Raw genomic sequence first — 12,928 nt, 5'->3', positions numbered from 1 at the left:
ATCAATTAGCCCCATTCCGTTTCGAACAATTTGGATTGTCACCGGAATTATTTGGTTATACTGGCTTATTATTGACTTTCGGCGTTGGGTTAGGTTCATTATTCAATAAATACCTCTTAAAACAACCGTGGATATCTGCCAAATTAGTGACCCTTGCCTCATTAATGAGTCTGTTAAGTGGGATCGGTGTTTACCTGCTCGAAAATAGCTGGCTCTTTATTTTTCCCATGTCAGGCATCGTTATCGCTTATGGGCTGGCTATTCCGAATATTCTGGCTTCTGCATTAACCCACTATTCAGACAGGTTGGGCACTGCCGGGGCTTTACTCGGATTGTTTTACTATTTGCTGTTGGGACTTGGTTTGGCGTTGGCTGGTTGGAGTCAGGCATTGGGCGGCGTATTGATCTGCTGTGGGAGCAGCATGCTGGTTTTGTCCCTTTTTCCCATAAATTTCCCACAAAAAAAGTAAAAAGCGCCCGGATTTCAAAAAAGAAATAAAACCCGGGGGCTATCTAAAAATCAAGCCGGATTAGGAATATCGATAAAAGTCACATCCAATCCATGATGACTTGCCAGCCATTCACCGAGCGCTTTGATGCCATAGCGCTCGGTTGCATGGTGCCCCGCCGCAAAAAAGTGCAGCCCCATTTCACGGGCAACATGGATGGTCTTTTCTGAGACTTCACCTGTCACAAAGGCATCCACACCAAATTCAGCCGCCTGTTCAATAAAACTCTGACCGCCACCGGTACACCATGCCAGCGTGCGGATTTCTTCCGGTGCATTATCACCGCAATGCAGTACCTTTCTCTCCAGGCTTTTTTCAAGGCGTTCAGCCAATTCTGCCGGTGTAACAGGTTGATCAAAAGCACCATGGGGCAAAAGCGTATCAATCTCGCCGACGACTTTCACGCCCATCTGGCGCGCCAATTGGATATTGTTACCCAAAACAGGATGGGCATCTAACGGGAGATGATAGCCATACAGGTTGATATCATTGCAAAGTAACGTTTGCAAACGGCGTCGTTTCATGCCATGGATAACCGGAGATTCATTTTTCCAAAAGTATCCGTGATGAACGATAACAGCATCCGCCTCAAGGCGAACCGCTTCATCCAACAATGCCTGACAGGCTGTCACCCCTGTAATCACCCGATGAACATGGGGACGGCCTTCCACCTGTAATCCATTGGGAGCATAATCTTGAAATTCACGGATACTTAATTCCGTATTGAGCACATGCTCCAATTCAACATTGTTCATCATATTCCCCTTGTCTCTTAGCATGCAAAATATTCAGTTGGGTTCCGGCATTATGTCATTTTAACGATTTCGAATACCTGAAGCCATTTCTGAACATTCCAGCCATACTGGTTTATCACTGGTTTTTAGCCATACTTTATGCAGATAGCTATAAAAGCGGGCACGATCACGACGAAATAGCATAACAGGAAGTGCGATGATACCTAGTGAGACAGCGCCAATACGTCGCAAGAGAATTTGATGGCAAGAATATTCACGATATAGAGAAGACATTAATACCCCTCATGGGCTTAACCTGTACTGTAAGATGCGTAAAATTTTATGCTATAAATTGAAAGGTTACCACTCATCCGACCACTTTTTTAGTGGCATAAATCACCTTTTTTTTCTCATCGCGTAATTTAATTACAAAACCATACCTAAACAGAAACAAAACAAACAAATTGAAAACAAAAAATTAACCCACCATAGTTTGCTACACTTGCCGTATGATACTTTGTCGATAAATTCCGCAGATCATTTATACTTTTTTACGCGTTCAGGAACTCTTTTAATAACTTCTTTGCATGGGCATTCCGGTGCTGTAACTAACTATTTTTTAAAGAAATAAGCAAGGAGAGATACACCATGAACCCATTCCTCATCCTGGGTATTTTTCTGGTGACGCTATTGCTGGGCTATCTAATTTATGCGTTAGTGAATGCGGAGGATTTCTAAATGGCAGTATCCGCTTTTTTACTGATTGCCAGTTTCCTGCTCATGCTGTTTCTATTGAGCAAACCGCTTGGCAATCTGATCGCCAGACTCGTCGAAGGAGAATTACCTCACTGGCTGATAAAAACAGAAACCATCCTATGGCGTTGTTGTGGCTTGAAAAAACCGGGCAGCCATATCAAAGAAATGAATTGGTGGCAGTACGCTCTCGCCATCTTCATATTCAATATCGCCGGGCTATTGCTACTGTTTACGCTACTGATCAGCCAAGGGCATTTACCACTGAATCCACAACAGCTTGCCGGCATGAAATGGGATCTGGCACTGAATACTGCGATCAGTTTTGTCACTAATACCAATTGGCAGGCTTATAGCGGTGAAAATACCCTCAGTTACCTGAGCCAAATGACCGGATTGACTGTGCAGAATTTTCTGTCTGCGGCAACCGGCATTTCTGTAGCTTTTGCCTTAATACGGGCATTCTCCCGCCAAGGCATTAAAACCGTGGGAAATGCCTGGATCGACATCACCCGCATCACCTTATATCTCTTGCTCCCGCTTGCGATCATTGTTGCCTTATTCTTTGTCAGCCAAGGTGTTATCCAAAACTTTTCTTCCTATGTACTCGTTCACTCCCTTGAGGGGCAACAACAATGGCTTCCTATGGGGCCGGTGGCTTCCCAAGAGGCGATAAAACTGTTGGGAACCAACGGCGGCGGTTTTTTTGGGGCAAACTCAGCCCATCCATTTGAAAATCCCACTTCACTCAGTAACTTTGTCCAAGTCCTGGCGATTTTCTTGATCCCCTGCGCATTATATTTTGCATTTGGTCTGGTTGTTGGGGACAACCGTCAGGGATATGCTTTACTCTGGGCAATCAGCATCGTTTTTATTATTGCCACCAGCGTTGTGATGTATGCCGAAACTGCCGGTAATTCCCATTTCCTACATGCCAATATCAGTGACCATTTCAATATGGAAGGCAAAGAATCCCGCTTTGGTATCCTTGCCTCTTCTCTCTATGGGGTGGTGACGACAGCTGCTTCCTGTGGTGCCGTCAATGCAATGCACGATTCCTTTACCGCGCTGGGTGGCATGATACTGCTCTGGTTGATGCAGATTGGTGAAGTCATATTCGGTGGGGCAGGTTCTGGTCTTTATGGCCTATTGCTGTTCGTTCTGCTTGCCGTATTTATTGCCGGCCTGATGATTGGACGGGCACCCGAATACTTAGGCAAGAAAATTGACGTTTATGACATGAAAATGGTCGCATTAGCGATCTTAGCCACGCCTTCGCTGGTTTTATTAGGCACGGCTCTGGCGATTTCAACCGACACAGGGCGCAGCGCGATTGCCAATCCCGGCGCCCATGGCTTCACCGAAGTCCTCTATGCCTTTTCATCCGCTGCCAACAACAACGGCAGTGCCTTTGCCGGACTCAATGCCAACAATGTCTTTTATAACCTCGTGCTGGGGATCATCATGTTTATTGGGCGTTTTGGTGTCATTCTGCCTGTTCTGGCAATCGCGGGTTCCATGGTTAACAAAAAACGCCAGCCTATCAGCAGTGGCACCTTACCAACTCACGGTTCCCTCTTTATTGGATTATTAATTCTGGTCATTTTACTGATTGGTGCTCTCACGTTTATTCCTGCGCTGGCCCTTGGCCCTATCGCAGAACATTTACAACTTTTTGGGTCGTAAGCCTTGGTCGTCAGAATTGGCCGTCAGAATGTGAGGTTGAGAGAGTGAGGTAATGAATGAAAAACAGACAACAAGTATTATTTGAGCCAGCTTTAATTCGCCATGCACTGATTGATTCGTTAAAAAAATGCCATCCGGCCTGCCAATGGCGCAATCCTGTCATGTTTGTTGTTTATGTGGGAAGTTGTCTGACCACCGTATTATGGATTGCTACCTTAGTGGGTCGATTAACCGTGGGGCAATTAACGGACAACACATTATTCACCGGTAACGCATTATTTACCGGTAACGCACTATTTACCGGTGCGATTACCCTCTGGTTATGGTTTACCGTCCTGTTTGCCAACTTTGCCGAAGCGCTGGCAGAAGGGCGTAGCAAAGCCCAGGCATCCAGCCTGAAAGGTGTAAAACGAACCAGTTGGGCGATTAAACTGGCCTCTCCCGACCGAGAAGCCACACAAGAAAAAATCACGTCAGACACTTTGCGCAAAGGCGATATTGTGCTGGTGGAAGCAGGAGAAATTATTCCCTGCGATGGTGAAGTCCTTGAAGGCGGGGCTTCGGTTGATGAAAGCGCGATTACCGGAGAATCTGCCCCCGTTATCCGCGAATCCGGCGGCGATTTTTCCTCGGTCACGGGTGGGACGCGAGTTTTATCCGATTGGCTCATCGTCGAATGTACCGTTAATCCGGGAGAAACCTTTCTAGACAGAATGATCTCAATGGTTGAAGGGGCTAAACGACGTAAAACCCCCAATGAAATCGCCCTCACCATTTTGCTCACTGCGCTGACCATCATTTTTCTGCTGGTTTGTGTCAGCCTGCTGCCTTTTTCCCTGTTCAGTGTCCAAGCCAATCAATCCGGCTCCCCGATTACCCTGACGGTATTAATTGCCTTACTGGTTTGCCTGATCCCCACCACGATTGGCGGATTACTGTCAGCTATCGGGGTTGCAGGCATGAGCCGTATGCTGGGAGCCAATGTCATAGCCACCAGTGGACGTGCTATTGAAGCCGCCGGGGATGTGGATGTCCTGCTACTCGATAAAACAGGCACTATCACGCTGGGAAATCGTCAGGCATCCCAATTTTTACCCGCACCCGGCGTAACAGAACGGCAGTTGGCTGATGCGGCCCAACTCTCTTCTCTTGCCGATGAAACACCGGAAGGGCGCAGCATCGTAATTCTGGCAAAACAACGTTTCAATATGCGTGAGCGTGACCTGCGGGAATTAAAAGCGACATTTGTTCCCTTCTCTGCGATGACACGCATGAGCGGGGTCAATATTGGTCATCGCATAATCCGCAAAGGCGCTGTCGATGCCATTCGCCGCCATATTGAAGCCAATCACAGCCAATTCCCGGAGATGATTGACCAATTGGTACAGAAAGTGGCGCATAAGGGAGAAACACCGTTGGTGGTTGCTGAGAACCAACAGGTCTTGGGCGTCGTCGCCTTGAAAGATATTGTGAAAGGCGGGATCAAAGAGCGCTTTAGTGAAATGCGTAAAATGGGGATCAAGACCGTCATGATCACGGGCGACAATCATCTCACTGCCGCCGCGATCGCAGCCGAAGCCGGCGTTGATGACTTTTTGGCAGAAGCCACGCCCGAAGCGAAACTCGCCCTTATCCGCCAATATCAGTCTGAAGGGCGGCTGGTTGCCATGACGGGTGATGGCACCAACGATGCGCCAGCGCTGGCGCAAGCCGATGTTGCCGTTGCCATGAACTCAGGCACACAAGCCGCAAAAGAAGCCGGCAATATGGTCGATTTGGACTCCAATCCCACCAAGCTGATCGAAGTTGTCCATATTGGCAAGCAGATGTTAATGACCCGCGGTGCCCTGACTACCTTTAGCATTGCCAATGATATTGCCAAATATTTTGCCATTATTCCCGCCGCTTTTTCGGTCACATATCCACAACTGAATGCGTTGAACATCATGCACCTTCATTCTCCGGAATCTGCGGTACTGTCTGCGGTTATCTTCAACGCGATAATCATCATTTTTTTACTCCCCTTGGCCCTGAAAGGGGTCAGTTACCGCCCAATGAACGCATTGTCACTCTTGCGCCGAAATCTATGGGTATATGGCCTTGGTGGTCTGCTGGTGCCTTTTGTCGGCATCAAACTTATTGATATCTTGCTCACTGTCTTCATGTTTAACTGACGATTTTTCAAGAATCAGGACATGCAAATAAAGGTGATGAAAAATGATCTGGTTACGTTCTTCTATTGTTTTGCTGGCATTTCTTAGCCTAATCACAGGGATTGCCTACCCATTGCTGGTGACGGGGATCGCAGAATTTTTATTTCCCCATCAAGCGAAAGGATCGCTCATCGAGCAAGATGGCGAACGGGTTGGCTCTGAGTTAATCGGTCAAAATTTTACCAGCCACATCTATTTTCACGGACGGCCTTCCATGACAGCCGAAAAACCCTACAACGCGTTGTCATCCGGTGGCAGTAATCTCGCTGTGACCAACCCTGCACTGGACAGCAAAATACAGCAAAACATTATCCAAGTGCGTTCATTTAATCATTCCGATAATTCACCGATCCCCGTTGATTTGATCATGGCATCGGGTAGCGGGCTAGATCCCCATATATCCCCGCAAGCGGCTGAATTTCAGGCACAACGTGTAGCAATAGCCCGCCACTTGCCACTTGAAGTTGTTGATAAATTGATCCAGCAACATATTCAATATCCCCTGCTGAAATATATGGGGAAACCGATCGTTAACGTACTGGAACTGAATCTGGCGTTGGATAACCTAGACCCGAAAGGCAAACCCAAAGGCAGGTAGGACATGGAACAGAATGAACCACAGCGCCCTGATCCTGATGATTTACTGACACTGGCAAACGAAAAACCCCGCGGCAAACTGAAAATATTTTTCGGGGCTTGTGCGGGTGTCGGCAAAACTTACACCATGCTGCAAGAGGCTCAACGACTACTGGCACAAGGGTTAGACGTCATTGTCGGCGTTGTTGAAACCCATGATCGACAAGAAACGGCAGCTCTACTGAAAGGCTTGCCTCAATTGCCGCCAAAATATTTCCGTTATCATGAGCGCAGGATAGCGGCATTTGACATTGATGCCGCCCTTGCCCGCCATCCGGCCATTATTCTGATGGACGAACTGGCCTTCAGTAATCCCAAAGGCTGCCGCCATCCAAAACGCTGGCAAGATGTCGAAGAACTACTGGAAGCCGGCATTGATGTCCTGACTACCATCAATGTGCAGCATTTGGAAAGCCTGAATGATGTTGTCGGGGGGATTACCGGTATTCGCGTCCGGGAAACCATACCCGATCATATCTTTGATCAGGCCGATGATGTGGTTCTGGTCGATCTTCCGCCTGATGATCTGCGTCGGCGGCTCAATGAGGGCAAGGTTTATATTTCAGGTCAGGCCGAACGTGCCATTGAACATTTTTTCCGCAAAGGGAACCTGATTGCCTTACGTGAATTGGCACTGCGGCGCACGGCTGATCGCGTAGATGATCAAATGCGCGCTTTTCGTGATACGCAGGGGAGAGAACCCGTATGGCATACGCGCGAAAATTTATTGCTGTGTATTGGCGACAATGCAGGCAATGAAAAGCTGATCCGCAAAGCGGCTCGTCTGGCAGCAAAACTCGATTGCATCTGGCATGCCGTTTACGTTGAAACCCCCAAACTACACCGATTACCGGAAAGCAAACGCCGCACCATCTTACGCGCCTTGAAGCTGGCGCAAGATCTGGGCGCAGAAACCGCAACACTCTCCGATTCCCGCGAAGAAAAGGCCATCCTTCGCTACGCCAGAGAGCATAATCTGGGGAAAATCCTGATTGGCCGCTATTACAATTCTCACGCCAATTTCTTTGGCTTTAAATGGCATCGTGACTTTTCAGAACGATTGGGAAAACTCGGCCCCGATTTAGATTTGATTATTGTTGCGTTGGAAGATAAAAAGCGCGGGGACAAAGAGCCAAAAGATAGCCGGACATTCAATGGCAAATGGCGGCTCCCGATCCAAGGGTTTTTGGTGGCCATTGTGCTCTGCGCCCTCATTACCCTGTTTTCCCGAACGTTCTTGCTGATGCTTGATCAGGCCAATTTAGTGGCAATTTACCTGCTCGGTGTCGTCATCGTTGCGCTGTTTTATGGTCGCTGGCCCTCTGTCTTTGCTGCTTTCGTCAATGTCATCAGTTTTGATATTTTCTTTGTCCAGCCACACTGGTCATTGGAAGTCAAAAACATGCAGTATCTGCTCACACTGACGGTCATGCTGATTGTCGGGGCCGTTGTCGGAAATCTCACCGCAGGTATACGCTATCAAGCCAGAGTAGCCCGTTATCGCGAACAACGGACACGACACCTGTACGAAATCACCCGCGAACTCAGTAAGGCCCTGAACGAAGAAGATGTCGCCCGTATTAGCTATCACTTTCTGTCCAATAGTTTTCAGGCAAAAACGGGGCTGCTTCTGCCAGATAACAACCACCATTTATATCAAGTGCAAGCCAATAACGGGGGGCAGATGCAGATTGATGATGCGATCGCTAAATGGTGTTTTGAGAAAAAACAACCTGCCGGCGCTGATACTGATACATTACCCGGCGTCCCCTATCAGTTATTGCCTGTTGCTACCCCTGCACAAGTCTTTGCCGTTCTTGCCATTGAATCCCCTAACCAACGTCAATTACTCGTACCGGAACAGCAACGGTTATTGCAAATCTTCACGGGGCTGATCGCCAACGCACTGGAACGTTTGCACCTTGCCCGCAGCGCAGAATCCGCCAAACTGGAAACTGAGCGGGAGCAACTGCGTAACTCATTGCTGGCAGCACTGTCTCACGACTTACTGACTCCGTTAACCGTGCTATTCGGGCAGGCGGAAATACTGATGTTGGATTTATCCACAGAAAACTCGCCCCATACCCAACAAGTTAACCAGATCCGTCAGCAAATCCTCAGCACTTCGCGACTGGTCAATAACCTGCTTGATATGGCACGACTGCAATCAGGCGGCATTCAACTCAATCTTGAGTGGTATTCACTGGAAGGAATGGTCAATCGTGCCTTGCGTTCCCTGGCGTATCCCCTCAATCGCTATACGGTAGCACTTTCTTTGCCCGACCATTTATTACTGCATTGCGATGCCGCCTTACTGGAACGTGTTTTTATCAACCTGCTGGAAAATGCCATTAAATACACGGATGAACAGACGTCTTTGGGCATCCAAGCCACAATCGAGCACCAATCTGATCAAAAACAGGTGCATATTGAAGTCTGGGATGCGGGAACAGGCATTTCACAAGGCCAGGAAACACTTATCTTTGATAAATTTTCACGTACCAGCAAAGAATCTGCCATATCCGGTGTCGGGTCAGGTTTAGCGATCTGCCGCTCCATTATTGAAATCCACGGCGGGAAAATATGGGCGGCTAACAATAAAAAAGGCGGGGCGAGTTTTCATTTTCTTTTACCATTGGAAGATCCACCCAAAATGGAAAATACAGCCAAAGATATTTAAAAACAGTCAGCCCCAAGACAATCAAACACCATGATTAGATTGCGTTATTTCCTGCGAACAGGCAGACCTGTCCCGCGCACCCCGTGTTGCGGCAGCACCAGTACAGCGGCCGACCATGCAGGCATGGTGACTTCGCCATTTTCTGTTATGCGTATTCCCGCAGCTAAAGACGCCTCGCCTAATTCACGCTGAATATCATTTAATTTCAATCCTTTGGCGTTAAGATCTTTGACAGTCACAGACCAAGGCGCAGCATTAATCACAACGACCAAGCCATCAAACCGCCAATCACGATCACGCGAGGTCAGATTACCGTCATCAATCGTCATGACTAGCAAACCCATTTGCTGATGAGGGCCAACATTCACAAAATCGACACGCTGCCTGACAGCAGCGCCATCACCAAGTGTCATCAAGGGTGAAAATTGACGTAACCGCAATAGCTCCTGATAAAATGCCATCATCTGTAATAATTCATCTTGGCCTGGTTTTTTCACCCGATTTTTCACGCGCTCAATCAATGGATAATTCTTGCCATCGTTACCATATTCAGGCAATCCCACATCATAATTATTGTCCTTATAATCATAACTGACCCGGTTAAACCAATCGCCGGCATCATAAGAATCACGGGTAAATGATTTTGAACGCAACAACTCTGAACCCTGTTGATCGAAAGCCAACCCTTGCCCCAAGAATACCGTAGACAGCGAGATCGCCTGCATACGCACTCTTGTCTTCAGATCGGCTTCATGAGCCGCTTTATAACTAATAATGTCCCACAATGTCTGATTATCATGCTTAGAAACATAATTCAGTGCTTCAATCGGATCTAATGCATAACCCGCAGCAACTCCCTTATAATCCATTTCTCTGCCGGTTTTCACTGCGCCATCTTTATCAATCATGACAAAATCAGCCAAATTACCTGCCATGCCAAGACGTACCAAATCCCATAAATGGCGAACGTGCCCCGCATCCAACGTGGCAATCTCATTAGGTAATATTCCAGCCCCATTACCGACTCCCTGATGGCTGCGAATACTGTCCGCGACGTCAAATGGCCCGCCGCCACGTACCGCATCCCGTAGCCGGTCAGAAAAAGTTCCGATTCCCGTTCCTTTAAGATTGATTTGCGACGCGGTTTCGAATCGATCATCCTGCCCGGAATTCCAGCCTTCACCGAAAAAGTAGACGGCCGGGTTAACGGCGCGTACTTTTTCGAGTGCCGATATTATTTGCGCTTTGGGGTGATATCCCATTAAATCGAACCGAAAGGCATCTATCTTATAATCTTTAACCCAAGTCACCAGTGAGTCTTCAATCAGTTTGGCAAACATACGGCGTTCTGGCGCCGTGTCAGCACAACAGGTATTATGTTCAACCCCGCCTGTTATTTCATCCAAGCGGTGGTAATACCAAGGCACTATCTTATCCAGCACCGATGTCCGGGACGCCGGACCTGCCGCATCAGTATGGTTGTAAACAACATCCATGATCACATTCATGCCCAGTTGCTGCTTGATGGCCTGTACCATGGCACGAAACTCTTTTATACGACCAGCACCTTCTGGATCAGTGGCATAAGACCCTTCCGGTACGGTGTAATGAAACGGATCGTAACCCCAGTTATAAGAATCCGTTTTTGCCAACAGCGTATTTAATTCTTGTACTTGCGGATTATTGATATTGTCATTACGCTGCAATTGCTGCAAAACCTCCCGCACCGTCAATGCGCTATGGCAATAACCGGCAAAACGGCTATTTTTCACCATTGGATTGATTTGACACAGGTGACTGAAAGACTGATCAAGATCAGCCACCTGATGGCTAAATTCATTCACGGAAGCGATATCAAACACCGGCAATAACTCCATATGGGTCATTCCGGCCTGACTCAACGCCTTAAGATGCCTGAACATATCGCTGTTATTGTCAGTCAGTGCCAGATATTTACCACGCCAGACTTCTGGTATCGTGCTGTCTGCAACGGAAAGATCACGGATATGCGCTTCATGGATGGTCATGCGGGCAATATCCGTTGGTGTATTTTGTGGGTGCGGCGTCAGCAGATTATCCCAATTTTGGGGTTTCAGTGCTGTATCATCCAAATTGATCACCTGACTATATTCTGAATTAGTCGACAAACTATAAGAATAAGGGTCGGTCACTTCATGGCGTTCCACCTTGCGGGAATGGGGATGGTAAACCTTTAAGGCATAGCGATAATAAGCGCCAATCAACGCCTTGCCACCTTGCCATGACCAAGAGCCACTCGCTGCATCGCGCTGCATTGCCTCGCTGGCAACAATCTGCTTATCTTGATTATAAATAACCAGACCCACCTCTTGGGCAGTCGGTGCCCACAAACGGAAAATCACGCCCCTGTCGTTTATCCGCGCGCCATATTCCAACGTATCAGCAGCCTCGGCGAAACGATCATCCAGCACACCCGCGGTTTGTACTTGGGTTGCCGATAGTAATGCACCTTGTTCATTAGCGGCTAAAGCCACCAAATCCCCGACCAATAACTGATCAATATCCACCGTCTCAGGCAGACGGAATGCGGCCCATTTTGCCAGATGAGGGAATTTTTTTGCGGTTTCCTGGCTCAACGTTGTCGGTGTGAGTGTCAGGTAATGATCCGTAAAATAACCGCGTTCGTTTAACTTTATCTTTTTGTTTTTATTATAATATAAACGAATAATCGGTTTACCTTCGCCACCTGGCCACAATAACGTTTGTTTATCAACCCAGTGCGCGGAAGCCTGCGAAATTGCTGACTCAGAATGCGCATTGTCAATACGACAACAATAGATTTGTTCACTGCCTGATATTTGTTTCAAACTATGCTCTAAACTATGTGCCATCGGTTTCTCCTGAGTGTTCAACAAGTCACTTTTGTTTGGAACGCACTTATTTGGAACGCACTTATTTGGAACGCACTGTGTGAGCAATAAAATAAATAGACTGCTCACCAAAATAAGATAAACCTTTCTGCAAAAGTCAGATTTCATCGTCAAACCTTGTTAATAGAAAGATCGCATTAAATAACATTCCCACATGGCAGATTTACAGGTATCACTATGATGAAAATCTATTTAAACACTCTATTAAGTCACTTCACCTCATCCTTTATTTATAAACATAGGGAGGAAGATAAAGGATGAGTGATTTTATGCGTAAACTTGGGCAAACTTTTATTCATTGGGTTTTCACATATCAACAAAATTGGCCTATGATTTCCCCCTCAGATACAACACTGTAATGTCAAGCATAGGGTTAATTGAATATGAGTACCTGGCTGATTTATGCCTTACTCTCTGCGCTAACCGCAGCACTGGTGGCTATCTTTGGTAAAATTGGATTGCAAAATTTAGATGCCAATACGGCAACCGCCATTCGGGCTGTCATTATGGCGCTGTTTTTGGTCGGCGTGGTTATTGTGCAGGGAAAGCTAAATCTTATCAGTGAGATTATGGCCAATCGCAGGGCGCTGCTGTTTATCCTATTAAGTGGAATAGCCGGGGCGCTTTCTTGGTTATTCTATTTTCTGGCGATCAAACATGGCAAAGTTTCCCAAGTGGCACCTATCGATAAACTCAGCGTGGTATTTGCCGTCATTCTGGCGGTGATCCTATTTGGGGAGAAAATTTCGCTGATAGCTGCCGCAGGCGTTGCACTCATTACCATCGGGGCTTTGATGGTCGCGTTGGG

General features: G+C 47.3%; 9 protein-coding genes and 1 pseudogene. 7 read left to right on the top strand and 3 right to left on the bottom strand.

From position 1 onward, the window contains the following. Window positions 1–470 (top strand): annotated as a pseudogene (locus PSI17_RS14295) (MFS transporter); the annotation flags it as partial. A 50-nt stretch (window positions 471–520) separates the two neighbouring features. On the opposite strand, the gene PSI17_RS14290 reads toward PSI17_RS14295, so the two are convergent. Then, complete coding sequence (locus tag PSI17_RS14290; protein ID WP_273552612.1) at window positions 521–1,264, bottom strand: type 2 GTP cyclohydrolase I; 744 nt, start codon at window positions 1,262–1,264, stop codon at window positions 521–523. A gap of 60 nt (window positions 1,265–1,324) precedes the next feature. Next, window positions 1,325–1,537, bottom strand: coding sequence for a YbfA family protein (locus PSI17_RS14285; RefSeq protein ID WP_273552611.1), 213 nt, complete (start codon window positions 1,535–1,537; stop codon window positions 1,325–1,327). Window positions 1,538–1,891: 354 nt separating this feature from the next. Between PSI17_RS14285 and kdpF the strand changes: the two genes are divergently transcribed. Genes kdpF through kdpD form a run of 5 tightly spaced genes read left to right on the top strand, consistent with a single transcriptional unit; the run spans window position 1,892 to window position 9,211 of the window. Beyond that, complete coding sequence (kdpF, locus tag PSI17_RS14280; protein ID WP_273552610.1) at window positions 1,892–1,981, top strand: K(+)-transporting ATPase subunit F; 90 nt, start codon at window positions 1,892–1,894, stop codon at window positions 1,979–1,981. Beyond that, window positions 1,982–3,682 carry a potassium-transporting ATPase subunit KdpA gene (gene kdpA, locus PSI17_RS14275; RefSeq protein ID WP_273552609.1) on the top strand — a complete coding sequence of 567 codons (1,701 nt, stop codon included), beginning with the start codon at window positions 1,982–1,984 and terminating at the stop codon, window positions 3,680–3,682. Between the two features lie 56 nt (window positions 3,683–3,738). Next, the gene (gene kdpB / locus PSI17_RS14270) at window positions 3,739–5,856 is read left to right on the top strand and encodes a potassium-transporting ATPase subunit KdpB (protein ID WP_273552608.1); all 2,118 of its coding nucleotides are present in this window, start codon (window positions 3,739–3,741) and stop codon (window positions 5,854–5,856) included. A gap of 43 nt (window positions 5,857–5,899) precedes the next feature. Then, window positions 5,900–6,493 carry a potassium-transporting ATPase subunit KdpC gene (kdpC, locus tag PSI17_RS14265; RefSeq protein ID WP_273552607.1) on the top strand — a complete coding sequence of 198 codons (594 nt, stop codon included), beginning with the start codon at window positions 5,900–5,902 and terminating at the stop codon, window positions 6,491–6,493. Window positions 6,494–6,496: 3 nt separating this feature from the next. Further along, window positions 6,497–9,211 (top strand): two-component system sensor histidine kinase KdpD, encoded by a 2,715-nt coding sequence (gene kdpD / locus PSI17_RS14260; protein ID WP_273552606.1) that lies wholly within the window; start codon window positions 6,497–6,499, stop codon window positions 9,209–9,211. Window positions 9,212–9,255: 44 nt separating this feature from the next. Here kdpD and pulA read toward each other — a convergent pair whose 3' ends face one another. Then, window positions 9,256–12,081, bottom strand: coding sequence for a pullulanase-type alpha-1,6-glucosidase (gene pulA / locus PSI17_RS14255; protein ID WP_273552605.1), 2,826 nt, complete (start codon window positions 12,079–12,081; stop codon window positions 9,256–9,258). Window positions 12,082–12,503: 422 nt separating this feature from the next. Here pulA and PSI17_RS14250 point away from each other — a divergent pair. Beyond that, window positions 12,504–12,928 (top strand): EamA family transporter (locus tag PSI17_RS14250; RefSeq protein WP_273552604.1); only part of this gene is annotated, 425 nt, incomplete at its 3' end.

Origin of the sequence: Xenorhabdus sp. IM139775, assembly GCF_028598745.1 — a bacterium.
Lineage (GTDB): Bacteria > Pseudomonadota > Gammaproteobacteria > Enterobacterales > Enterobacteriaceae > Xenorhabdus.
This window is presented reverse-complemented; position numbering and strand designations above follow the sequence as displayed.

Excerpts from the sequence above, each read along its gene's own strand:
- PSI17_RS14290 (WP_273552612.1), bottom strand. The coding sequence starts at position 1,264 with ATGAACAATGTTGAATTGGAGCATGTGCTCAATACGGAATTAAGTATC.
- pulA (WP_273552605.1), bottom strand. The coding sequence starts at position 12,081 with ATGGCACATAGTTTAGAGCATAGTTTGAAACAAATATCAGGCAGTGAA.
- PSI17_RS14285 (WP_273552611.1), bottom strand. The coding sequence starts at position 1,537 with ATGTCTTCTCTATATCGTGAATATTCTTGCCATCAAATTCTCTTGCGA.
- kdpD (WP_273552606.1), top strand. The coding sequence starts at position 6,497 with ATGGAACAGAATGAACCACAGCGCCCTGATCCTGATGATTTACTGACA.
- kdpC (WP_273552607.1), top strand. The coding sequence starts at position 5,900 with ATGATCTGGTTACGTTCTTCTATTGTTTTGCTGGCATTTCTTAGCCTA.
- kdpF (WP_273552610.1), top strand. The coding sequence starts at position 1,892 with ATGAACCCATTCCTCATCCTGGGTATTTTTCTGGTGACGCTATTGCTG.
- kdpB (WP_273552608.1), top strand. The coding sequence starts at position 3,739 with ATGAAAAACAGACAACAAGTATTATTTGAGCCAGCTTTAATTCGCCAT.
- kdpA (WP_273552609.1), top strand. The coding sequence starts at position 1,982 with ATGGCAGTATCCGCTTTTTTACTGATTGCCAGTTTCCTGCTCATGCTG.